The sequence below is a fragment of the Natronococcus pandeyae genome (assembly GCF_008122205.1).
GTDB classification, from domain to species: Archaea; Halobacteriota; Halobacteria; order Halobacteriales; family Natrialbaceae; genus Natronococcus; species Natronococcus pandeyae.
Genome location: NZ_PHNJ01000003.1, coordinates 124,909 through 147,335 on the forward strand (window position 1 = coordinate 124,909; position 22,427 = coordinate 147,335).

19 protein-coding genes are annotated in these 22,427 nt (G+C 65.1%); 7 read left to right on the top strand and 12 right to left on the bottom strand.

The genetic code is table 11. From position 1 onward, the window contains the following. Positions 1-5 precede the first annotated feature (5 nt). The 5 genes from CV102_RS07265 to CV102_RS07285 all read right to left on the bottom strand — a co-directional run bounded on the left by CV102_RS07265 (position 6) and on the right by CV102_RS07285 (position 4,131). Positions 6-506: a gamma carbonic anhydrase family protein gene (locus CV102_RS07265; RefSeq protein WP_148857233.1), complete on the bottom strand. Its 501-nt coding sequence runs from the start codon at positions 504-506 to the stop codon at positions 6-8. Between the two features lie 365 nt (positions 507-871). Further along, positions 872-1,144: a DUF3006 domain-containing protein gene (locus CV102_RS07270; protein ID WP_148857234.1), complete on the bottom strand. Its 273-nt coding sequence runs from the start codon at positions 1,142-1,144 to the stop codon at positions 872-874. Continuing rightward, a complete protein-coding gene (locus tag CV102_RS07275) occupies positions 1,144-2,181 on the bottom strand; it encodes a ComEC/Rec2 family competence protein (RefSeq protein ID WP_187432885.1) in 1,038 nt (345 codons plus the stop codon). The genes CV102_RS07270 and CV102_RS07275 overlap by 1 nt, the downstream gene beginning before the upstream one ends. A gap of 148 nt (positions 2,182-2,329) precedes the next feature. Further along, on the bottom strand, positions 2,330-2,725 hold the full coding sequence (locus CV102_RS07280) for an OsmC family protein (protein WP_148857236.1): 396 nt from the start codon (positions 2,723-2,725) through the stop codon (positions 2,330-2,332). A gap of 677 nt (positions 2,726-3,402) precedes the next feature. Continuing rightward, complete coding sequence (locus CV102_RS07285) at positions 3,403-4,131, bottom strand: metal-dependent hydrolase (RefSeq protein WP_148857237.1); 729 nt, start codon at positions 4,129-4,131, stop codon at positions 3,403-3,405. 336 nt (positions 4,132-4,467) lie between these two features. Here CV102_RS07285 and CV102_RS07290 point away from each other — a divergent pair, with 336 nt between their 5' ends. Continuing rightward, positions 4,468-4,731: a hypothetical protein gene (locus tag CV102_RS07290; protein WP_148857238.1), complete on the top strand. Its 264-nt coding sequence runs from the start codon at positions 4,468-4,470 to the stop codon at positions 4,729-4,731. Positions 4,732-4,834: 103 nt separating this feature from the next. Continuing rightward, positions 4,835-6,958 carry a DHH family phosphoesterase gene (locus CV102_RS07295; protein ID WP_148857239.1) on the top strand — a complete coding sequence of 708 codons (2,124 nt, stop codon included), beginning with the start codon at positions 4,835-4,837 and terminating at the stop codon, positions 6,956-6,958. Between the two features lie 84 nt (positions 6,959-7,042). Here the strand turns inward: CV102_RS07295 and CV102_RS07300 are convergent, their stop codons facing one another. Next, a complete protein-coding gene (locus tag CV102_RS07300; RefSeq protein WP_148857240.1) occupies positions 7,043-7,906 on the bottom strand; it encodes a helix-turn-helix transcriptional regulator in 864 nt (287 codons plus the stop codon). 126 nt (positions 7,907-8,032) lie between these two features. Here CV102_RS07300 and CV102_RS07305 point away from each other — a divergent pair, with 126 nt between their 5' ends. The 3 genes from CV102_RS07305 to CV102_RS07315 are packed head-to-tail and all read left to right on the top strand — an operon-like array spanning position 8,033 to position 10,919. Then, positions 8,033-9,124, top strand: coding sequence for an SAM-dependent methyltransferase (locus CV102_RS07305; RefSeq protein WP_148857241.1), 1,092 nt, complete (start codon positions 8,033-8,035; stop codon positions 9,122-9,124). After that, the gene (locus CV102_RS07310) at positions 9,121-10,392 is read left to right on the top strand and encodes an MFS transporter (RefSeq protein ID WP_148857242.1); all 1,272 of its coding nucleotides are present in this window, start codon (positions 9,121-9,123) and stop codon (positions 10,390-10,392) included. Before CV102_RS07305 ends, CV102_RS07310 begins: the two co-directional genes overlap by 4 nt. A gap of 23 nt (positions 10,393-10,415) precedes the next feature. Further along, positions 10,416-10,919 carry a DUF411 domain-containing protein gene (locus CV102_RS07315; protein ID WP_148857243.1) on the top strand — a complete coding sequence of 168 codons (504 nt, stop codon included), beginning with the start codon at positions 10,416-10,418 and terminating at the stop codon, positions 10,917-10,919. Positions 10,920-11,050: 131 nt separating this feature from the next. Here the strand turns inward: CV102_RS07315 and CV102_RS07320 are convergent, their stop codons facing one another. Continuing rightward, positions 11,051-11,485 (bottom strand): hypothetical protein, encoded by a 435-nt coding sequence (locus CV102_RS07320; RefSeq protein WP_148857244.1) that lies wholly within the window; start codon positions 11,483-11,485, stop codon positions 11,051-11,053. A gap of 201 nt (positions 11,486-11,686) precedes the next feature. On the opposite strand from CV102_RS07320, the gene CV102_RS07325 reads away from it, so the two are divergent. Further along, entirely contained in the window at positions 11,687-13,348 is a 1,662-nt protein-coding gene (locus CV102_RS07325) for a tRNA uridine(34) 5-carboxymethylaminomethyl modification radical SAM/GNAT enzyme Elp3 (RefSeq protein ID WP_148857245.1), read from the top strand. Positions 13,349-13,701: 353 nt separating this feature from the next. Here CV102_RS07325 and CV102_RS07330 read toward each other — a convergent pair whose 3' ends face one another. Both CV102_RS07330 and CV102_RS07335 read right to left on the bottom strand, forming a co-directional pair. Then, positions 13,702-14,514, bottom strand: coding sequence for a ZIP family metal transporter (locus CV102_RS07330; RefSeq protein WP_148857246.1), 813 nt, complete (start codon positions 14,512-14,514; stop codon positions 13,702-13,704). A gap of 197 nt (positions 14,515-14,711) precedes the next feature. Beyond that, positions 14,712-15,356 (bottom strand): hypothetical protein, encoded by a 645-nt coding sequence (locus CV102_RS07335; RefSeq protein WP_148857247.1) that lies wholly within the window; start codon positions 15,354-15,356, stop codon positions 14,712-14,714. 184 nt (positions 15,357-15,540) lie between these two features. On the opposite strand from CV102_RS07335, the gene rqcH reads away from it, so the two are divergent. Further along, on the top strand, positions 15,541-17,688 hold the full coding sequence (gene rqcH, locus CV102_RS07340) for a ribosome rescue protein RqcH (protein WP_148857248.1): 2,148 nt from the start codon (positions 15,541-15,543) through the stop codon (positions 17,686-17,688). 469 nt (positions 17,689-18,157) lie between these two features. Here the strand turns inward: rqcH and CV102_RS07345 are convergent, their stop codons facing one another. The 3 genes from CV102_RS07345 to CV102_RS07355 all read right to left on the bottom strand — a co-directional run bounded on the left by CV102_RS07345 (position 18,158) and on the right by CV102_RS07355 (position 22,414). Beyond that, positions 18,158-18,661 carry a hypothetical protein gene (locus CV102_RS07345; protein WP_233710645.1) on the bottom strand — a complete coding sequence of 168 codons (504 nt, stop codon included), beginning with the start codon at positions 18,659-18,661 and terminating at the stop codon, positions 18,158-18,160. Positions 18,662-19,362: 701 nt separating this feature from the next. Then, on the bottom strand, positions 19,363-20,520 hold the full coding sequence (locus CV102_RS07350) for an ABC transporter ATP-binding protein (protein WP_148857249.1): 1,158 nt from the start codon (positions 20,518-20,520) through the stop codon (positions 19,363-19,365). Then, the gene (locus CV102_RS07355) at positions 20,510-22,414 is read right to left on the bottom strand and encodes an ABC transporter permease (RefSeq protein ID WP_148857250.1); all 1,905 of its coding nucleotides are present in this window, start codon (positions 22,412-22,414) and stop codon (positions 20,510-20,512) included. Before CV102_RS07355 ends, CV102_RS07350 begins: the two co-directional genes overlap by 11 nt. Between the last annotated feature and the right edge of the window lie 13 nt (positions 22,415-22,427).

Genomic DNA, 22,427 nt, shown 5'->3' on the forward strand with positions numbered 1-22,427 from the left:
CGCGGTCAGTCCAGCCGTTCCGAGGTCTCCTCGTGGCGAGTTGCGAGTTCGACGTACCGGTCAGCGGTCGCCTCGAGACGCGGGTCGTCGACCTCGGCTTTCGGCTCGGCCGGGGATCCGGCGACGAGCGTCGACGGGGGGACCTCGGTGCCTTCCGTGACGACGCTGCCGGCTGCGACGACGGCTCCCTCGCCGATGCGGGCGCCATCGAGAACGACGGCGTTCATGCCGATCAGCGCACCCTCGCCGACAGTCGCGTCGTGAACGATCGCGCTGTGACCGACCGTGGCGGACGGTCGCAACTCGGCGTCCTCGTGCAAAACTGCGTTGTCCTGTACGTTCGCACCCTCGCCGACGACGATCTGTCCGTGGTCGCCCCGAATCGTGGTATTCGGCCAGACGCTGGCGTCGGCTTCGACGACGACGTCGCCGATGACGACTGCGGTCTCGTCGACGTACGCGGTGTCGTCGACCTGCGGTTCGGTCCCATCGAACGAGCGAAGCATACTCGTCTCCTCTCGAGAGGGCGGCTTGAATCTACGCGTTACCCGAATCTCTGCCGTTTCGGAGGGATCATCGATACCGGAGCTCTCGAATACCTACATGTGTTGGGAGTAGCTCTAATACATTCTCTCCACTACCTGTAAGTAGGCAGTGGACGGACGTACTCGAAACATCCGCAGACCGCTGCCGTAAACGAAGGCCCCATCTTCGACCCCAGGAAGTCCACCCCACTTCCGTTCCACCGAAGACAGCCACCTTCGATCAGGGGGGTTCGACCCCGCTTCCGTTCCACCCAAGACAGTCACCTTGATTCAGGGGGGTTCGACCCCACTTCCGTTTCTCTCTTCGAAGCGACCGATTAGAGACGTTACTCGTCGGGCAGTCGTTCGGAGAGTCGATCGAACCGATCCTGTGCGGACGCCTTTCGATCACGCTCGTCGTCGGGACGGTACTCCATCTCGCGGAGCGTCTCGTCCTCGAGCGTGACGGTGAAGACGGCACCCTCGTGGCGTCCGTCGTCGGGAAGCCGCTCGACGTCGAGCGTGTACTCATCGACGACCGATCCCTCCTCTTCGAGCAGTAACACGGCCGTGGTGCCGTCGACGATGCGATCGAGTACTGCGGTGGCGGTGTCACTCATTATCCGAATACAGGGGTTCGAACGGGATCAATCGGGGGGTGAGAGATGGCCGGTTCGCTCAGCGATGCCGACTCCTCGTCGTTTTTCTTCTCGAGCAGATCCATCGGGTCGCTCGAGGCGTCCCGTTCGGTCGCGACGGATAACTCCTCGCCGTCGGTCGTCAGGACGATGTCTCCGTGGACACCGGTCCAGTAGGTCTCGATCCCGCGGTCGGCGAACCGCTCGAGCACCTCGTCGTGTGGGTGGCCGTACTGGGAGTCTTCCGCGCTCGAGATGACCGCAACCTGCGGATCGGCGGCCTCGAGGAACGACTCGGTCGAGGACGTCGACGACCCGTGGTGGCCGGCCTGGTAGGCGTCCGCCTCGAGGTCGTCGCTCCAGTCGTCGACGAGTCGCTGCTCGGCGTCCTGTTCGGCGTCCCCGGTCGTCAGATACGAGAACTCGCCGAACTCCACGGCCAGCGCCACGCTGTTGTAGTGGAGTCCGTCGCCCGAATCTCCCTCGGGTGGATTCAGCACGGTCGCTTCGGCGGTCCCGTTCTCGAGCGGCAGGTCGTCGCCTTCCTCGACCTGGAAGAGCCTGACCTCGTACTCCTCGACGGCGTCGAGGTAGTCGTCGTACGTTGCACTCGTGTGGACGACACCGGAGTCGTAGGCTGCCCCGACACCGTCGCGGTGTTCCTCGAAGTGTTCGATGACGGCGGCGTGGCCCCCGATGTGATCGGCGTGGGCGTGCGTCGCGACCAGGTGATCGATCCGGTCGACGTCCTGGGCCTCGAGGTAGTCGATGACCTCCTGGCCGTCCTGGCGCCAGTCGCCCGTATCGATCAGTATCGTCTCACCGCTGGGCGTGATCAGCAGCGTCGAATCGGCCTGTCCGGCGTCGATGTGGTGAATCTCGAGTTCGCCATCCGTCTCGATATCTTCCGCTTCGACGTCTTCGTCGTCTTCGGAGTCCGCTCCGATACCCGCTCCACCGATACAACCACCGAGGGCGACCAGTCCGACGGCGGCCAGGATCACGAGTGCTCGTCGCATGCCCAATCAGAAGTGAGCCGAACATATGTGAATTGGGAGTGGTCAGAAATCGTGATAGTTTCGCCGTTCTATCGCTCGATGGCGGTGAAATCGACGGACGACTCGAGACAAATAAAAAACCGTTGACAGTTCCGCGAGCCGGGCGGCGTCAGAACGCGTCGCCTTCGAAGCTCGTGTCGGCGTGGAGACTCTCTTTCAGCGCGTCGTGGACCTTGCAGAGTTCGAACCCGCGCTCGATGATCTTCTGGCCGGTCTCGTCGTCGACGTCGGCTTCGACGCGGATGTCGAAGTGGATCGACTCGAGTTTGTCGTCGTCGTTGAGTTCGCCCGACGACTCGATCTCGATCTTCCCGAGCTCGTCGACGCCGCGCTGCTGGCCGCCGACGCGCAGCGCCGGAACGTAACAGGAGCCGTAGGCGGCGAGCAGGGTCTCGAGCGTGTCCGGTCCCTCCTCTCCGTTGGAATCGATCGTCGTCTCGAAGTCACGGATCTCGTTCGTCGCGCTAAACCCCTCCTCGGAGATGGTGGTAGCCTGTTTCGACATAGCACTCGAGACAACTACAGCCTCCGGTGTAAACGTTGTTCTCCCGGCGGGATACGGTTCAAATCGATGACGAACGGACGTACACGGTTCCGGCAGTTCGTCGCGGCCGTGAACTCGAGCTACTCGTTACGTCCAGATGCGTATGGAACATCCGGCGTTGTGTCTGCAGTATCGACCAGCCATCCGTGGGGTGGGACTGAAAGGGGCTGGCCGGCTCGAGGTGTGAGACGAAGTAAGCACTGGACCAAGTGAAACGAGGGAAGCGCGCAGCGAGTCGTAGCCCTCGAGCCGGCCAGGGGCTTTCGTGGTAGTATCTACAGAGCAGGTCCTGCTTACACGAACACAGGGGATCGCCACGCCCTCCCCAACCGATTCGCTCGCTTTGCTCACGGCTTCCGCCGTTCGCATTACCGCGGCGCTGTGCGCCGCGCCCCGCTCGCTCATCCCTCGCGCAGCATCGTCGACCACCCTCACTGGTGCTCACGGTTCCCTTCGGTCACCGTTCGCTTTCCGAGGTGCTCGCAGGCTCGCACCTCGCTACGTTCGGCCGGTCGACAGCGCGCGCCACCGCAGATCGAGTGGATGGCCCGAAGTGATACGCCGTCCACCTATATTGAACACGAGTTTCACGCGCGCTTCCGAAACTGTCAGCGAAGAAAGTGCGGTCGTCTCGACCCCTAGCTCTCGATCTCGAACGGCTCGTCGGCCTCGAGGGCGTGAACCTCGGCGTCGCTGCCGGTTCCCGCGACCTCGCTCGCGAAGTCCTCGGGATCCTGCTCGATCGGCGGGAAGGTGTCGTAGTGCATCGGGAACGCGTGGTCGACGTCGAGCCAGTCGACGGCGATGGCCGCCTGCCACGGCCCCATCGTGAAGTGGTCGCCGATCGGGACGGCAGCGGCGTCGGGCTCGAGGTACGGGCCGATGACCTCGCGCATCTCGGTCATCAGTCCCGTATCACCGGCATGGTAGAAGGTGGTCGACTCTTCGTCGGCGGCCTGGGTGGGCTTCGTGTCGGAGATGACGAAGCCGGCCGGCATTCCCGCGTCGACGTCGTACTCGGTCATGATGCCGTTCGTGTGATCGGCGCGGTGCATCGTCACGAAGGCGTCGCCACAGTCGACGGTGCCGCCGAGGTTCATCCCCATCCCGCCGACGGCGTCCTCGAAACCGAACTCCTCCTCGCAGTAGGAGACGAGTTCCGGCGTCGCGACCAGCGTCGCGTCCGAGAACTCGCCCGCGTGGGAGATGTGGTCGGCGTGGCCGTGTGTCAACAGCACGTAGTCGGGCGTGTCGATGTCCGACGGATCCAGATCCGTCTTCGGATTGTCGAAGAACGGGTCGATCAGCAGATCGGTGTCGCCGACGGTGACGTGCCACGTCGAGTGGCCGTGCCAGGTGACTTGCATAGCGGGTGAACCGTTAGTCCGAGGGCGCCTTAAAACTGGCCGAGGGGACGCCCCACGCCTCCGTGTAGAGCGCTGCGTGGACGAGTCGCTGGCCGCCGCGTTCGGTACCGAGTTCCCCATCTGTACCGGTTTACCCGACTGCTAAGGGACGGCTCAACTTCCCCATACTTATGAGGATCGTTTCGAAAGAACCGAACGCCGCACGCGATTGACACACCACGCATGCGGCGCGATCGGGACGATCGCATCCCGATGCGCTTTTTCGACGGACGGATCCTCGACGAGCGAGCCGACCCGATGCCGTGACGTTTTTTGTACGGGGGCCGTACGGCGACTATGCTCGCACTGACGCTCGAGGACTTCATGGTAGAGCTGAACGACGGATCGATCAAGAACGTCGGACCGAAGAACAAGTCGGCGACGGTCAAGCTGTTCGACGTCGACGCCGCGGAGGCGCGCGAGTTCGGCGACAAACGCGTCAAACTCGTCTTCGAGGACGAGGACGACAACGAGGTCCAGGTCTCGCTGTTCCCCGAGGACGTCCGCAAGATCGTCGACGATATCGAGGCGCTCGAGGACGATTCGCCGGTTTTCGAGTGAGCGTCTGGCGATTCCGCCCGTTCGTTTCGCACACGCAGTAACTGATACTGCTGTGAGTGCATTTCGACAACCGTTTTAGGACGAACCTGCTTGGTTCGAGTAGATGGGTAACTGTATCATCTGCGGTACGCCTGTTGACGGCGAGATCTGCAAGAGTCACGAGGAGGATGCCGTTTTCGAATTCCACGGCACGTCCGCCTCACAGCTCACTCCCGGTCGGTACTACCGGGGGACCGTCGACGGCTACGCCGACTTCGGAGTGTTCGTCGATATCGGCGATCACGTCACCGGTCTGTTGCACAGAAGCGAACTCGAACAACGACTCGAGAGTCTCGACTGGGAGCCTGGCGACGACGTCTACGTCCAGGTGCTCGACGTCCGAGACAACGGCAACGTCGACCTCGGCTGGTCGATCCGCCAGCGCGAACGCGAGTTCCGCGGGAAGCTGATCGAGACGGCCGACGACGAGTTCCTCCCCGAGGAGTTCGAGAACGACGACGCCGACGAGGCCGCCGACGATTCCGGCCCGCGCGCGAGCGCCGACGACGCCGGTCCGAGCGACGAAGGATCGCCCACGACGAGTGGTGCGGACTCCGTCGCTGCCGAGAGCGGTTCCGTCGCAGCGGAGACGGCCGCGACGACGACGCCGACGACCGACGACGCCGCCGACGCCGAACCCGAATCGGAACCGGCGCTCAAGCGGACGACAGTCGCCGCAATCGAGAACCAGGTCGGCAGTGTCGTCCGCCTCGAGGGCGAGATCACGGGCGTCCGCCAGACCTCCGGCCCGACGGTGTTCGAACTGCGCGACGAGACGGGAACCGTCGAGTGCGCGGCGTTCGAGGAAGCCGGCGTCCGGGCCTACCCCGACGTCGACGTCGACGATGTCGTCGCGCTCGAGGGCGAGATCGAGCGCCACCACGGCGACCTGCAGGTCGAGACCGAGACTCTCGACATCCTCCAGGACGACGCGCGTGACACCGTCACTGAACGGCTCGAGAGCGCGATCGAGAGCGAGGCCCGGCCGGCCGACGTCTCGCTGCTGGCCGACCACGATGCGGTCGCCGCCGTCGAGGACGAACTCGTCGACGCCGCGACGTCGATCCGACGCGCCGTCATGGAAGACCGCCCGGTCGTCGTTCGTCACGCCGCGACCGCCGACGGTTACGTCGGCGGCGCCGCCATCGAACGCGCCGTACTCCCGCTGATCCGCGAGAAGCACACCCGCGAGGACGCGGAGTACCACTACTTCGAGCGCCGACCGCTCGAGGGTCGCGTCTACGATATGGACGCCGCAACGAACGACGTCACCTCGATGCTCGAAGCCCGCGACCGCCACGACGAGCAGTTCCCGCTCGTCGTGCTCGTCGGTGCCGGCTCGACCGTCGAGTCCGTCGACGGCTACGACCTGCTCTCGCTGTACGACGCAGAAGCGCTCGTCATCGACGACAGTCGCGCCGACGAGGCAGTTACCGACGCAGTGGCGGCCGCCGTCGCCCCGTCGCTCGCCGGCGTCGACGTCGCCGACCTGACCTCGACGGCGCTCGCAGCCAACGTCGCCGCACACGTCAACGACGACGTTCGCGACGACCTCGAGCACCTCCCCGCCGTCAGCTACTGGGAGGACACGCCCGAGGCCTACACCGACCTCGCGAGCGAGGCCGGCTACGACGAGACCGGGATCTCCGAACGCCGCGAAGCCGTCGCGCTCGAGGCCTACTACCAGAGCTACAAGGACAAGCGCGAACTCGTCGCCGACCTCCTGTTCAAGGACGGCGAGGGAACGGGGACGGCTCGAGAGGGCGACCTCGCGGCTCACGTCTCCGAGCAGTTCCGTGACAAACTCGAGACCGAACTCGAGACCGCGCGGGCGAACCTCGAGGTTCGCGACGTCGACGACGTCACGATGGCGCTGCTGGACACAGACGCGTTCACTCACCGCTACAACTTCCCGACGACGATCCTGCTGCTCGACGAACTCCACCGGCGTGAACGCGAGCGCAGCGAGCCGCCGGTCGTCACGCTCGGCATCGGCGAGGACGAACTTCACGTCCGCGCAACCGAGCCAGTGAACGTTCGCGATCTCGGCGACGCGATCGCGGAACGCGCGCCGAACGCTGGCGTCCACGTTCTCGGCGGTCAGGACGGTCACATCGAGTTCCTGCCCGGCGAACGCGACGCCGTCCAGGAGGCTGCGATCGAAGCACTCGGCGAGACGCTCGAGTAAGACGCGCCCTTCTCCGCTGTCCACTGACCCGCCAGCGGCAGCGCTCGCGTTGCTGTCATCTCGGGAACCCCAGTTACCGCCCAGCTACGGCGCCAGCGACTCGGAGTCGGCCCGAATCTCTTCGAAAACACGGGTCGCCCACTCGCGTGCGATCGCCGTCTCGGTGTCGACGAACACGCGCATCGTTCCCGTCTCCTCGTCGTAGCCGCCGACGCCGATTCGCTCGTCGAACAGCGCCAGCCCGTACGGAAGCGCGTCCCGCGTTCGGATAGCGACGTTCCCTTCGTCGATCGCGTCGTCGAGGGTCGTCTCCCGATCCTCGCGAAGCGTCTCGACGGCGTCGGGTCGGTAGATGAGTTCGGCCGACCGGCTCTCGAGCAAGCCGTCGGCGGTCGCGTCGAGTCCGGGCGGAATCATGTGCGTGGTGTTGAATCCGCGGAAGCGCTCGCTCTCGCGCAGGAGTTCCAGGAACCGCGTGACGGGTGCGTACGGCTCTTCGGGCATGGCGACGGTGACCGTCGCGTCGGCGAACGGTTCGACGACGAACTCGTCGTGGTCCTCGCAGATGTAGTCGAACAGCGGATCGAGTCGGTGGACCGTCTGGAGGTACGTCTCGAACTTGGAAACGCCGTGGGCGACCGTCTCGCCGAGCCCGGTCAGTCGGTACCGACTGTCGACACGTTCGCCGTATCCCTGGGCCTCGAGCCAGCGAACGAACCGGTGGCTCGTCGCTTTCGACACCTCGAGCGTCGACTCGATATCGCGTCGGTCCAGCGGCTCCGCGAGTAGCGCTCGGAGCAGCGGCCCGTGTCGGATCACGTCGATCATCTCGTCCGTGTCCGGGTACGAGTCGCGCCGCTCGGGCTGATCGCGAACCCCGCCGAGTTCGAGTTCGTACCGGAGCAGTTCGTCGAGAATGTGCCGCGTTCCGGTGGGTTGCTCGGTCATGTCAATCGTTACCAAATGGTACGACACTCGCTCGCTTAACCCTGTCTCACGGCGTGAAACGGCTCTTCTCGGCCGAGCTTTCTCTCGGAAAATAAGTATAGCGCCCCCGGAGGCGTCCGCTCTGATATGGGAACTAGTCCCGTACAACCCGACCCAAACGAGACCGACGCCTTCCTCGAGGACCTTCTCGAGCGAGCCGCGGGCACCATGTCGCTGTTCGGAATTTACATCGGCGACCAGCTGGGCTACTACGACGCGCTGGCTGCGGGCCCCCTCACCGCGACGGAACTGGCCGAGACGACCGCGACGGACGAACGCTACGCGCGCGAGTGGCTCGAACACCAGACCGTCACCGGCGTGCTGTCCGTCGAGAACCCCGACGCCGAGGCGACCGACCGCCGGTACGTCCTGCCGGCGAGCTACGTCGAGGTCTTCTGCGAGCCGGAGAGCCTGAACTACCTCGTTCCGCTCGCGGGGCTCGTCGCCAGCGTCGGCACGCCGCTCGAGGACGTGATCGAGGCGTTTCGAACCGGCGGCGGGGTCCCGTTCTCGGCCTACGGCGAGGCCTGTCACGAGGGCATCGCGGCGATGAACCGACCCGCGTACGTTTCCCAGCTCGGTCCCGAGTGGCTGGCGAGCATGCCCGACGTGGACGGGACGCTCCGCGAGGGCGGCCGCGTCGCCGACGTCGGCTGCGGTCACGGCTGGTCCAGCATCGGCGTTGCAGAGCACTACCCCGAGACGACGGTCGACGGCTACGAACTGGACGCGGCGTCGGTCGAGCGGGCGACCGAGAACGTCGCCGAGCGCGGCGTCGACGATCAGGTCAGCGTCCACCACCGCGACGCCGGCGATCCCGCTATCGAGGGCGACTACGACCTCGTGATGGCACTCGAGTGCGTCCACGACCTCGCGGATCCGGTCGGCGTTCTCGAGACGATGCGCCGGCTCGCGGGCGAGGACGGCGCCGTCCTGGTCGTGGACGAGCGCGCGGGCGAGGCGTTCACGCCGGACGGCAACGAGATCGAGCCGCTGCTGTACGGCTTCAGCGTCCTGCACTGCCTGCCCGTCGGCACGGTCGACGAGCCGGCGGTGGGCACGGGGACCGTGATGCGTCCGGGGACGCTCGAGGCGTACGCCAGCGAGGCGGGGTTCTCGAGCGTCGAGGTGTTGCCGATCGAGAACCTCTTCTTCCGGTTCTACCGGCTCCACCGATGACCACTCCTCCCCCGACGTCCGAATCCGCCGACACGCGCATCCCGTGGGACTCGCCGACGGTCCGGATCGTCCTCCTGAGCACGCTGCTGGCGCCGCTCGGGGTGCCGCTCGTGAGTCCGACGCTTCCCGTGATTCGCGATACGTTCGGCGTCACCGAGGCGACGGCCAGCCTGCTGATTAGCGCGTATTTTGTCGCCGGCATCGTCCTCTCGCCGTTCATCGGGGCGCTGGCCGACCGACTCGGCCGACGGCTCGTCCTCGTCGTGAGTCTGATCGTCTTCGGCCTCGCGGGCGGCGTGATCGTCCTCGCGCCGTCGTTCACGACGGTCCTGCTGGTGCGTATCGTCCAGGGGACGGCCTCCGCGGGCGTCTTCGTCGCGACGGTCACCATCATCGGCGACACGTTCGAGGACGCCCAGCGAAACGCGGTCCTCGGGATCAACACGGCCGTTCTCTCGGTCGGCGCGGCGATCTTCCCCGTCGTCGGCGGCGTGCTCGTCGCCGTCTCGTGGGACGCCCCGTACCTGTTGTACCTGCTCGCGGTCCCGCTCGGTCTGCTCGCCTGGCGCGTGCTCGAGGAACCCGACCGTGACGGTACGAAACCGGCAGGCGACGAATCGATGTCCGGCGACGGGACCGTGTCCCTCGATGCGGCCTACGTTCGCGGCGTGTTCGCCGCCGTCGGCACGGCGAGCGTGCTGGCGATGTTCCTCGCCACCTTCGCGGCCGAACTGCTGCTGTTCGGTTCCGTCCTGACGGCGGTGCCGTTCCTGCTGACCGGTTCGTACGGCCTCGCACCCGTCGTCGTCGGCGGCGTCCTGATGCTCTCGGAAGGTGTGTCGGTCGTCGTCTCGGCTGCGAACGGCCGGTTCGCGAGGCGGGCGACGAACTCGACGCTCGTCGGGGCAGGATTCGTCTGTCTGGCGGCCGGCTTCGCCGTCGCGTGGCTCGCCAGCTCGGTGGTGGTGATCGCCCTCGCCACCGCGATCATCGGCGCGGGCATCGGACTCGTGTTGCCGTCGGTCGACGCCGAGGTGAGCGATCGGGTCGCCAGCCAGTATCTGGCCGGTGCGTTGAGCCTCCGTAACAGTACGACGTTCCTCGGTCGCACGCTGGGTCCGGTCGCGTTCGCCGGGATCGCCGCGACGACCGGCTACGCGCCGCTGCTGCTCGGCGGTGCGATCGCCGCGCTCGTCGTCGCCGGTGTCGTCGTGGGATCGAGGCCGGGGCCTCGAGTCGGAGACGTGAGACGATCGGGCACGATATGAGGACGCACTCCCTATCGACCCGCATGACGATTTCACGTCGACAGCTGTGTTCGACTGGAGCGGCGTTCGCGGTCGTCGGTCTCGCCGGCTGTCTCAGCGGTGGCGACGAATCCGCCGAGGGCAGCGGGGACGACTGGACGTGGTCCGGCTCCCTCCCAGTCGAATCCGTCGTCCAGCACCACGATCCGGACTGTGGCTGTTGTTCGGCGTACGTCGAGTATCTGGACGACCACGGGATCGACGTCCAGGTCGAAGAGACGAGGGATCTCGAGGGCATCAAACGCGACCTGTCGGTTCCGGAAGACGCCTGGAGCTGTCACACGATCGAGTTCGGCGACTACCTCGTGGAGGGCCACGTTCCACTCGAGGCGATCGAGACGCTCTTCGAGGACGAACCCGCGGTCCTCGGCATCACGGCGCCGGGAATGCCCCAACACTCCCCCGGGATGGGACCGCCCGGTGACGAGCCGCTGACGATCTACAGCTTCGAGGAGTCGGGCGAGACCGCGGCGTACGTCGACGTCTGATACGGTCTGCTGTAACTGTTTACCGGAGCAACCGCAGGACGCCTCGCGGTTGCTCCGGAAAGGACTTACAGCAGTCCGTATGAGGGGTGGTTCGACGACGCCCGGCCGGTCGGCAGTCGCGTCGGTCAGGGTCACCGGGACGCGTCGTCCGCCGCGGACCCTTTGATATCCTCGAGGAGGTTCGTGAGTATCAGCTCCAGTTCCTGGCGTACCGTTCCGGCGCCGACTCGGTCCAGAACGAACGACCAGATCGAATCGAACGTGTACCGAGTGATCGCCGAGATGCGCGTCTCGTCCTCGTTTTCGACGAGTATCCTCGAGTACCGCTCTTCGAACATCTCTCCGCCGTCGACGAAGCGATACTCGTACCCGTTCTCGAGTTCGGAAAACGACACCACCATCTCGGCGTCCTTGAGCGAGACGGTTACGTCCGCTCCGTCGGCCGTCGGTTCGTACTCCCGGATCTCGTAGACGTCGGCGTACTCGAGAATAGAACGGGGAGTCAGGCGTTCGACGACGTCCTCGTACGACGGCTCCACCACGTACGAGACTTCGACCTCGTGCATCACGCGTAGCTGCGGGCTGGCCGCCAAAAACCGTACGCATTGCCTCGTCGAACAGTCCGTCGGCGATCGACGATCTTCGAGTAGTTCTGTCCGACAGTTCAGCCGTTGGATCCGCTTCGGACCGCGTACCGATGCCCCTCGTGACGACGAGCAGTAGCGAGTCCGACACGCTTATTCGCGACGCGCGACGAAACCCGTGTAGTGAGTACCGAGACGCCCGAACCAACCGAAACCGACGCGTTCGAGAAGGTCTGCAAGACGCTCGTCGAGCGGATTCTCGCAGGCGAGATCGACCAGGACGAGGTCGAGAAGGCCAAACTCGAGGCGTGTTCGGAGCACTCGGCGCCGAAGGTGCCGAAGAACTCCGAGCTGCTGGACTACGCGCCCCAGGAGCACCGCGAGGATCTCGAGACGGTGCTCCAGCGCAAACCCGTTCGGACGGCCTCGGGCGTCTCGCCGGTCGCGATCATGACGTCACCGGAGCGGTGCCCCCACGGGAAGTGTCTCTACTGCCCCGGCGGCCCCGACTCCGAGTTCTCGAGTTCGCAGAGCTACACGGGCGACGAGCCCGCCGCGGCTCGCGGAGTGCAGAACGACTACGATCCGTACGGCCAGGTGACGCTCCGCCTGGAGCAACTGCGCGAGATCGGCCACCCCGTCGACAAAGTCGAACTGATCCTGATGGGCGGGACGATGACCGCTCGGAGCCACGACTACCAGGAGTGGTTCGTCAAGCGCGCTCTCGAGGCGATGAACGACTTCGACGTCGACAAGGAGCCCGAACCCGCGGAGGGCGTCAGCTTCGCACAGGACCCCGATGAGTACGAGTGGAAGTACCTCGAGGACGTCATCGCCGAGAACGAAACGGGCGATATCCGCAACATCGGAACGACGTTCGAGACCAAACCCGACTGGTGCGACCCCGAGCAGATCGACCGGATGCTCGACCTCGGCGGCACGAAGGTCGAGGTCGGCGTCCAGACGACCTACGAGCGGATCAACCGGGAGATGCACCGCGGTCACGGCGCCCAGGCGTCGATCGACGCCAACCGACGACTGCGCGATTCGGCGTTCAAGGTCGGCTTCCACATGATGCCGGGCCAGCCGGGGATGAGCAAGGAGATGTGTCTCGAGGACTTCCGGCGACTGTTCGAACAGGAGCAGTGGAAGCCCGACTACCTGAAGATCTATCCGACGCTGATCGTCCGCGGCACCGCGACCTACGACTGGTGGCACAAGGGGGAGTACGAACCGCTCGACAACGACGAGGCCGCCGACCTCGTCGCCGAGATCAAGGACATGATTCCCCGGTACACGCGCCTCCAGCGCGTCCAGCGGGACATCCCCGCGGACTACATCGACGCCGGCGTCTGGAAATCGAACCTCCGACAGCTCGCCCGAAAACGGATGGCCGAACACGACTGGAACTGCGAGTGTATCCGCTGTCGTGAGGTCGGAATGAACGACGAGGAGCCCGAGAACGTCGAACTCGACGTGATGACCTACGAGGCCTGTGGGGGGACCGAGCACTTCATCTCGGTCGAGGACTTCGAGCAGGACCTCCTGATCGGCTTCTGTCGGCTGCGGTTCCCGAACGATCCGGTTCGGCCGGAACTCGAGAACGCCGCGCTCGTTCGCGAACTCCACGTCTACGGCTCGGAGGTCACCGTCGGCACGGAGAGTGAGGGAGACCAGCACCAACACCAGGGCTACGGTCGTCGGCTGATGGCACAGGCCGAAACACTTGCCGCCGACGCCGGCTACGACAAGGTAAGCGTCATCTCGGGCATCGGCGCCCGGGAGTACTACCGGAACAAACTCGGCTATCACCAGGACGGGCCGTACGTGAGCAAACGACTGTAGCGGCCGTGGCCACGCCGTTCTCGACGCTCGGTTCTCCATCCTGTCTGGTCTCGAGCGACGCGAACGCTCGGCCACGACCAGTGCTGGCCGCTCGACGCCGCGAAACTGGCCGATCAATCTGCAAGAACTGTCTATAAAAACACGGCAATCACTCCGAAATTTTTATACGTAATGGGGCTAAAGCATTAGCTGCCGACGAACGTCGGCATTGATCACACTCCCCCAGACAACCAGCGCCACACCCGCTGTACCTCATTCGAGCGCGCCGCCGTTCCCCCCACTGCTCGATTCCCCCCTCGAGCGGTTCACCGCGGCGCGCTCTGTGATCTTTCTCGGTTTCGACGCGACTCATCTTAAACGGCGAGCACCGTATCTACGACGAGCATGATCGCGAACCCGCAGACGAACGTCGCCGTCGCCGTGTCGGCGTAGCCGTGGCCGTGACTCGAGGGGACGAGTTCGCGGAAGACGACCGCAATCATCGCGCCCGCGGCGAACCCGGCGGCGACGGGGAAGAGCCCCGTGACGAAGGCGACCAGGGTGAAGCCGACTGCGGCAGCGATCGGTTCGGGAACACCGCCCGAGAGCGTCGTGTAGAGGATCGTCTTCGGCTTCGAGACGCCGGCGCGGACGGCCGGCACAGCCATTGCGAACCCGTCGGGGACGTTCTGGACGGCGATTGCGGTCGCGATGGCGAAGCCGAGTGCGGTCTCGCCGCTGGCGAACGCGATACCGACCGCTAACCCCTCGGGAACGTTGTGGATCGTGACGGCGCTGCCGACGAGGAGGGCCCGTCGAATCGCACCGTCCTCCTCGCGGGTCGGTTCGAGTCGATCGGGTAACGACGCCTCGTCGACCACGGCGGTCCCCTCGAGGCGCTCGCCGCGAAACCGCAGGTGGAGGTGCGGAAGCAGCGCGTTCGCGACGAGCATGAACGCGCCGCCGCCGAGCAGTCCGGCGACGACCTCCCAGGGCGTCCCGAACTCGAGACCCGGGACGATCAGCGCGAAGACGGCCGCGCCGACCATGATTCCGGCGGCGAGACCGATCGCGCCATCGTAGACGCGGTGGCTCACCTGCGTGCTCGCTAGCGTCGGGAGTGCGCCGATCCCCGTCGCACAGCCGGCGAGTAGCGCGACGAGTACGACCGTAGCGACCGTCGTCACGACCGTCCCGTCACCCTCGAGAGGCAAAAAGTCGGCTCGTGTCTCTCGTCTGACGCCGCTCGTCGAACTCCTGAATCGAGTCAGTCACGGCCTCGACCGCACCGAGATCTCCGTCGAGTGCCGCCGATACGATCGAACGCTCTCGAGAAACGCGACGGACTGTCCGTGCTGTGACTCGAGCGGAGAAGCGACGGCCGTCAGCCGTCGATGGTTACCTCGAGTTCAAGCAGTCCGAGGTAGTCCGGGGCCGCGCCGCTCGTCCGGAACTCCGTCACCGTCGAGTCGACGAGTTCGTAGAACTCCGACTGCGAACCCGGGACGATGGGCTGGCCGTCCTCGCGCAGGAGGTAGGCGGGCGCGTTCGTCCGCTGGATCTGCTGGACCTGCTCGCGCCACGCGTCGCCCGCGTAGAGGAAGACGCCGAAAGAGAATCGTCCCGCGGCGAGCGCCTCGCGCTTCGACGAGAACTGGTCTGCCTCTTCGATCCGGTACTCCTCGTCGCTCACCCAGGCGAGGGCCGCGACGCCCTCCGCGCGGAGGAGGTAGACGTCCCAGGACAGCGTGTTGTCGAAGATGGCCCACGTGTTTCGCGGGCCGACGGCGTCGATCTGGACGCTGAACGCTGGCCGACCCCGCGAGCCGGTCGGTTCGTGAACGAAGGTCGCGTCGTAGCCCGGAACGCGGATCCCGCGGTCGTGGTAGGCGATCCCATCGACGGGAAGGTCGACGTCGAGTTCGTCGACTAGCGCGCGAACGGAGATCCCGCCTTCGGCCTCGAGCTGGCCGAGAAACGACGAGAGCTGGTAGACGTTGGACCAGGGAGTGTTGGCGGGCGCACTCATCGGTGACGGCGACCTCCGTGGCGGGAACGCGGACGATCGCACGGCGGTTCGGAGACGCGTCTCATACCGTTTTCGAGGGCGGTGGCACGGATTAGCGTTCTGGCTTGCGGCGGCACGGGTAGCGCTCCGGCTTCGCTCGAGTCGGAGCGACACGTCTTTTTGACCGGGACGGGCAGTGTAGGACATGGATCCGAAGCGGGAGCTTACAAGTGTCGACCTCGCGGCCCTCGTCGGGGAGTTCGGTGCCTACGAGGGAGCGAAGGTCGACAAGGCCTACCTCTACGGCGACGATCTCCTCCGGCTCAAGATGCGGGACTTCGACCGGGGTCGCGTCGAACTAATGATCGAAGTCGGCGAGGTCAAGCGCGCCCACACGGTCGCGCCGGAGCGCGTCCCGGACGCCCCCGGCCGACCGCCGCAGTTCGCGATGATGCTCCGGAACCGACTCTCCGGTGCGGACTTCGTCGGGGTCGAACAGTTCGAGTTCGACCGCATCCTCGAGTTCGTCTTCGATCGCGAGGACGGCACGACCCGCATCATCGTCGAACTGTTCGGCCAGGGCAACGTCGCCGTCACCGACGGCGAGTACGAGGTGATCGACTGTCTCGAGACCGTCCGCCTCAAATCGCGGACCGTCGTTCCCGGCTCGCGATACGAGTTCCCCGACACGCGGACGAACCCGCTGTCGGTCTCGCGCGAGGCGTTCGACCACGAGATGGAGGAGTCCGACACCGACGTCGTCCGGACGCTGGCGACCCAGCTCAACCTCGGCGGACTCTACGCCGAGGAGATCTGTACCCGCGCGGGCGTCGAGAAGGCCCTCGATATCGACGACGCCACCGAGGACGACTACCAGCGGCTCTACGAGGCGATCGAACGTCTCGCGATCGACGTCCGGAACGGAAACTTCGACCCTCGGCTCTACCTCGAGCCCGAGGACGACGGCGAGGACGCCGACGACGCGGACTCGAACGCGGGCCGCGTCGTCGACGCGACGCCGTTCCCGCTCGAGGAGCACGAGGAGGCCGGCCTGACCGCCGAGGGCGCCGACAGCTTCCTGGCCGCGCTCGACGACTACTTCTTCCGGCTCGAACTCGAGGACGAGGAGCCGGATCCGACCGAGCAACGGCCCGATTTCGAGGAGGAGATCGCCAAACAGGAGCGAATCATCGAGCAACAGCAGGGTGCGATCGAGGGGTTCGAGCAGCAGGCCGAGGCCCAGCGGGAGAACGCCGAGTTGCTCTACGCCCGCTACGGACTGGTCGACGACATCCTCTCGACGATCCAGAACGCCCGTGCACAGGATCGCCCCTGGGACGAGATCGAAGAGCGGTTCGAGGAGGGGAAAGAACGCGACATCGAGGCCGCCGAGGCGGTCGTCGACGTCGACGGCAGCGAGGGGATCGTCACCGTCGATATCGACGGCGAGCGGATCGACCTCGTCGCCCACGACGGCGTCGAACAGAACGCCGACCGCCTCTACACCGAGGCGAAGCGCATCGAGGAAAAAAAGGAGGGCGCGCTGGCCGCCATCGAGAACACCCGAAACGACCTCGAGGAGGCCAAACGCCGCCGCGACGAGTGGGAGGCCTCGGACGACGAACCCGACGAGGACGAGGACGAAGAGACCGAAGACCGAAACTGGCTCGAGATGCCCTCGATCCCGATCCGGGAGAACGAGCCCTGGTTCGATCGGTTCCGCTGGTTCCACACCAGCGACGGCTACCTCGTGATCGGCGGCCGAAACGCCGACCAGAACGAGGAACTCGTCAAGAAGTACCTGGAGCCCGGCGACACGGTGCTCCACACCCAGGCCCACGGCGGCCCCGTCACGGTCCTGAAGGCGACCGACCCGAGCGAGGCCTCCTCCTCGGACATCGAACTCCCCGACTCGAGCATCGAGGAGGCCGCCCAGTTCGCCGTCACCTACTCGTCGGTCTGGAAGGACGGCCGCTACGCGGGCGACGTCTACGCCGTCGACTCCGATCAGGTGACGAAGACGCCCGAGAGCGGCGAGTATCTCGAGAAGGGCGGGTTCGCAATTCGGGGCGACCGGACCTACTACCGGGATACGCCCGTCGGCGCAGCGGTCGGCATCCAGTGTGAGCCGTACACGCGCGTGATCGGCGGCCCGCCGTCTGCGATCGAGGGCCAGGCCGAAACGATGATCGAACTCGAGCCCGGCCGGTACGCCCAGGCCGACACGGCAAAGCGACTCTACCGGCGGTTCCGCGAGGAGTTCACGGACGAGTCGTTCGTCCGGAAGATCGCCAGCCCGGACCGCATCCAGCACTTCATGCCGCCGGGCGGCAGCCGGATCGCCGAGGAGTAGCAGGGCCGCGTTCCGCGATCCGATAACTGTCATCGAGTGATTCGCCGACGATCCTCGAGTTGTTTCAGATCACCACACACCACTCGAGCCGGTAGCTCGACGAACCCGTCCTCCGGCGGCGCGCGCTGAGCCGCGGCGAACAGACAGTGAGCCTCGGCTCGAAAGCGTGCGAGGAACGAGCGAGTGACGGCGGAACGAGCGAATCGTCTGTGGAGGACGTGGACGGTCCGTGTCGCCAGTGTGAGTGCGCTCCGTGTAGGGCAAGTAGGTAACGGAGCAGCAATCGATCTCACTGATAGCTGTCAGGAACAGCGAATACAGAGAGTGAGTTCAGCACGACGGGTTCGTTTGTTTCATCTCGAAGGCGATGAACCAGCCGTTCAGTTGAACAGGCGAACTGAACCTCTTTGTACCCGTTTGCAGTAATGAACCTGCCCACTGATTGAAATTAGAAGTATAGGGGTGTCTATCAGTCGTCAGGTCGCTTTTCGACGGTGACTATCGGGTCGTAGGCTTGGTGAACTTGTCCGATTTCGGTGCCTGCGATGAGTTCCCAGTTGCCAGCGACCGTCGCTTCAAACAACCCAGTGGTGAAAAACCTCGCTGCCCCGGAAGGGATTTCGTCACCACCTTCAACAACGATGGTAGCCGTTTGAATGTCCTCATCTTCGTTCGGTGGGACGAGTTCAACGCTGACTTCACCGGTAATGGATTCGCCACCAGCGTTTCCGAGAACAACTGCGATTTCAAATTCGTCGCCAACGGTGATGCCGCTCGGTTCCTGTGGCTGATTCCGAAGGAGAATGAACTCACCGGGCGCGTCTTCATCAATCTCAAACCCGGGTGCATCAGCAGCGGTATCCGTTTCGGTAGTAGCCTCATCATCGGTATTATCAGTGCTGGAACCATTCAGGCATCCAGCGATAATGGGTACACCGACTGGAAGACTGGTGAGGAGGGCACGACGGCGCATATTCAATCCACATTTCGTAGGAGTATATATATTGATAGATTTTTCGCCCCAGTGCTGTACCCTTCACCTACACTAAACGATCCCTATTTTCGCAAATCAAGCCGAATCTCGTGCGGCATTCGCGCTATCTATTCAGCAGTAACTGAACATCTTATCCAGATTCTGTCAAAAGTCCTGTTCTAAATATAGAGGATGGACCTTGTTTAGACGTCCTCGAATGGGCGACGTATCGTCATCTGCCGCCCCATCAATCATTTGGTACAGTCAGCGGGAACACAACATAAAACACGAATGCAAGACCGATTCCTTGCCCAATGGCGTGGAAAATCGTGTCTTGCCAAGTATGCCCAAACCCGACAATTCCGACTAACAACCCCAGACCTAAACCAATGAACAGTCCTAGAATGGCTCTCCGAAACGGAGACTGGAAAACATCACTCATATATAAAAATACCTGCCATGACTTATAAAATATAGTAATTGTACTATGCATTTGGGCTGCTCACTGTCTTATTTGTATGGAGCAATCAGTTCCGTCGTAAATCAAGCCAGAACTCGTGGGACATTCGCGCCCTGTATTCAGCACGACGCTACGAGTATCACTGTCACCTGACAGATGTAATCACGCTAGGTTCGCACACTCTACACAACACTCCCTCGAGCGCCTACCCACCCGAAGTCGTTGAACGAAGAGACGCCGCTCAGACGGTTCGATCGATCGCCACGACGTGTGCGTCTTCGGGTTCGAACCCGACCGTAACGTCGCCAGAGAGCGGATCGCGAGTCCTGACGAGCAGTTCCTGGCCGTACCACTCGAGGTGCACCCGCGTCGTCTCGCCGAGGAACTCGGCGCTGGCGACGATCGCTGTCGTCGCGTTCACGCCGGCACCGATCCGCAGGTTCTCGGGTCGTACGCAGAACGTGACCTCGTCGCCGACCGAGACCTCGCGGTCCTGGAGATCGACCGCGAACGTTTCGGTACCGACCTCGAGCGCGGCTCGCTGCCGGCCGTTCGCCCCTCTCCCCTCGACCGACCGAACGGTCCCGTCGAAGACGTTGTTGTCGCCGACGAACTCCGCGACGAACCGCGTCTCGGGCCGTCGGTAGATTTCACGCGGCGGGGCGACCTGTTCGGGCGCTCCGGCCCGCATCACCGAGACGCGATCCGAGATGGCCAGGGCCTCCTCCTGGTCGTGCGTGACGTAGACCGTCGTGATTCCGAGCTCCTTCTGGATCGCTCTGACCTGGACGCGGAGGCGCTCGCGAAGCTGGGCGTCGAGCGCGCTCATCGGCTCGTCTAACAGGAGCACGTCCGGGCCGGGCGCGAGGGCTCGAGCGATCGCGACGCGCTGTTGCTGGCCGCCCGAGAGCTGGTCCGGCTCGCGGTCAGCCATCCCCTCGAGGTCGACCAACTCGAGCAGCTCTCGAACCCGCCCGCTCTTCGAAACGCCCCCCGGCGGATCCGCGAAGTTGAGCCCGTAGGCGACGTTCTCGCCGACGCTCATGTGGGGAAACAGCGCGTAGTTCTGGAAGACGACGCCGACGTCGCGCTCCTCGGGCGGCGTTCCGGTCACGTCCTCGCCGTGGAACCGGACGCTCCCCTCCGTGGGCGACTCGAAGCCCGCGATCAGGCGAAGCGTCGTCGTCTTCCCGCAGCCCGAGGGGCCGACGAGCGTGAAGAACTCGCCCTCTCGAACCGACAGGGAGACGCCGTCGACGGCCGTCGTCTCGGCGTAGCGTTTCGTGACCGACTCGAGTTCGAGCGCGATTGGCCGGTCGCCGGGGTCGTCGGCCGCTGCGGCGTCCGCGGCACGGCCCGGTCGCTCGAGCGGGGTCGGCGTCGGCTCCTCAGATGCCAAAGCTCTCACCCCCGAGGCGGTCGATAATCACGAAACTGATGCTCGTGACGACGAGCAGGACGACGCCCATTGCGGTTGCGGGTCCGAGCCGACGGCCGATGAAGCGTTCGATCGCGACCGGCATCGTATACTGGTCGGTTCCCGTCGCGAGGATGACCGTCGAGGAGAACTCGCCCATCGAGATGGCGACGACGAAGGCGGCGCCGGCGACGACGCCGGGCCACACTAACGGAAGCTCGACGTCGACCAGCGCCCGCGCCCGAGAGGCGCCGAGCGCGCGAGCGGATTCGACGAGCGATTCGTCGACCGACTCGAGCCCCGGCGCGACGGTGCGGACGACGAACGGGTAACACGAGACCGCGTGGGCGGCGACGATCGCAACCGCCCCGGCCATCGTGAACCGCCATCCCGAAATCTCGATCCCGAAGACGGGGCCCCGAAGGAGCCCGATTCCGACGATGATCCCCGACACTGCGAGCGGCGCCATCGCGACGGCGTCGACGAGTTTCCGACCGCGATACCGTCTGGTCGTCAGCACCGAGACGACGATCCCCATCGGCAGGGCGAGCGCCAGCGCGCCGGCGGCGAACAGCAGCGAGTTGCGGATGGCGGGCCAGGGCTGGACCTGGAACGCGGCCGCGGTCTGCTGGCGCTCGAGCAGGAATCTGTAGTGGTCGAGCGTGAGCCCGTTCGGCCCGGTGACGCTCGCGTAGAGCATGCTGACGATCGGTGAGACGAAGACGACGAGCGCGATCACGGCGTAGACGGCGATCCCCGCTCGCGGAACGACCTCGCGAAGCGAGAACGAGGGCGGCGAAAGCGGGCGACGCGCCAGCGGCCGGACGCCGCGCGAGCGGACGACGTGGTTCGCCTCGTAGCGCAGATAGCCGTAGAGGACACCCAGCGAGACGACGAGTTCGACGATCGCCAGCGCGGCCGCCTCGGTGTAGTTCAGGTCCTGAACCAGCCGGTAGACGAACACCTCGACGGTCGCCAGATCGAACCCGCCGAGGGCCAGCACGATCGGGAACGTCCCGAACGTAAAGACGAACGTCAGCGCGGCGCCCATCAACACGGCGGGGTACAGTTGCGGGGCGACGATGTCCCAGAACGCCCGAAACGGGCTCGCGCCGAGGCTTCGAGCGGTCTCGATCGCGCTCGCGTCGACCGACTCCCAGGCGGCGGTCGTCACCCGCGCCACCAGCGGCGCGTTGTAGAAGGCGTGGGCGATCAGAACCGCCTCGAGCGAGTACATGAGCTCTACGGGTCCGAGCCCGACGAGCCCCAGCGCCCCGTTGAGCGTGCCGTTCTGTCCGAACGTCGCGACGAAGCCGACGGCGACCATGATCGACGGCAGGACGAACGGCAGCACCGTCAACGAGCGCAGCGTCTGTCGCCCGCGGAACTCGTAGCGTGCGAGCACGTAGGCGGCGGGGACGCCGAGCGCGACGCTGAGCAGACTCGAGAGCGCCGCCTGATAGGCCGTGAAGCCGACGACGCCGAGCCGTCTGTCGCTCGAGAGCAGGTCCCCGGCGACGGCCAGCGGCGACTCCCCGGCGAACAGCCGCGCGAGGTCGCCGAAGTAGAACGGATCGCGCAGGAGTTCGACGAAGACGGCGAGCGTGAGCGCCCCTTCGACGACGATAGCCTCGACGAAGACCGTCGCCACGGGGTAGTAAAACAGCACGAGCAGCAAGACGAGCGTTCCGAGGCCGAACAGCGCGATCGCCCGCCGCTCGAGGCGGTTCCGGATGCCCCGCCCACGCCGTCGATCCGACGGCTCGCTCGGCGGAGTGGACTCCCCTGACGCGGAGTCGGGAGTGCCGACCGGCGCTGTCGCCCCGCCGTCGGTTCGTGAACCGTTCCGCTCGCGTGCGGAGTTCCGATCGGTCACGGGACCACTCCGG

What these genes read in the sequence shown, in the direction of transcription:
- CV102_RS07300 (WP_148857240.1), bottom strand. Translation starts at nt 7,906, where the DNA reads ATGACCGAGCAACCCACCGGAACGCGGCACATTCTCGACGAACTGCTC.
- CV102_RS07295 (WP_148857239.1), top strand. Translation starts at nt 4,835, where the DNA reads ATGGGTAACTGTATCATCTGCGGTACGCCTGTTGACGGCGAGATCTGC.
- rqcH (WP_148857248.1), top strand. Translation starts at nt 15,541, where the DNA reads ATGGATCCGAAGCGGGAGCTTACAAGTGTCGACCTCGCGGCCCTCGTC.
- CV102_RS07320 (WP_148857244.1), bottom strand. Translation starts at nt 11,485, where the DNA reads ATGCACGAGGTCGAAGTCTCGTACGTGGTGGAGCCGTCGTACGAGGAC.
- CV102_RS07305 (WP_148857241.1), top strand. Translation starts at nt 8,033, where the DNA reads ATGGGAACTAGTCCCGTACAACCCGACCCAAACGAGACCGACGCCTTC.
- CV102_RS07275 (WP_187432885.1), bottom strand. Translation starts at nt 2,181, where the DNA reads ATGCGACGAGCACTCGTGATCCTGGCCGCCGTCGGACTGGTCGCCCTC.
- CV102_RS07345 (WP_233710645.1), bottom strand. Translation starts at nt 18,661, where the DNA reads ATGCGCCGTCGTGCCCTCCTCACCAGTCTTCCAGTCGGTGTACCCATT.
- CV102_RS07310 (WP_148857242.1), top strand. Translation starts at nt 9,121, where the DNA reads ATGACCACTCCTCCCCCGACGTCCGAATCCGCCGACACGCGCATCCCG.
- CV102_RS07280 (WP_148857236.1), bottom strand. Translation starts at nt 2,725, where the DNA reads ATGTCGAAACAGGCTACCACCATCTCCGAGGAGGGGTTTAGCGCGACG.
- CV102_RS07315 (WP_148857243.1), top strand. Translation starts at nt 10,416, where the DNA reads ATGACGATTTCACGTCGACAGCTGTGTTCGACTGGAGCGGCGTTCGCG.
- CV102_RS07290 (WP_148857238.1), top strand. Translation starts at nt 4,468, where the DNA reads ATGCTCGCACTGACGCTCGAGGACTTCATGGTAGAGCTGAACGACGGA.
- CV102_RS07265 (WP_148857233.1), bottom strand. Translation starts at nt 506, where the DNA reads ATGCTTCGCTCGTTCGATGGGACCGAACCGCAGGTCGACGACACCGCG.
- CV102_RS07270 (WP_148857234.1), bottom strand. Translation starts at nt 1,144, where the DNA reads ATGAGTGACACCGCCACCGCAGTACTCGATCGCATCGTCGACGGCACC.
- CV102_RS07285 (WP_148857237.1), bottom strand. Translation starts at nt 4,131, where the DNA reads ATGCAAGTCACCTGGCACGGCCACTCGACGTGGCACGTCACCGTCGGC.
- CV102_RS07335 (WP_148857247.1), bottom strand. Translation starts at nt 15,356, where the DNA reads ATGAGTGCGCCCGCCAACACTCCCTGGTCCAACGTCTACCAGCTCTCG.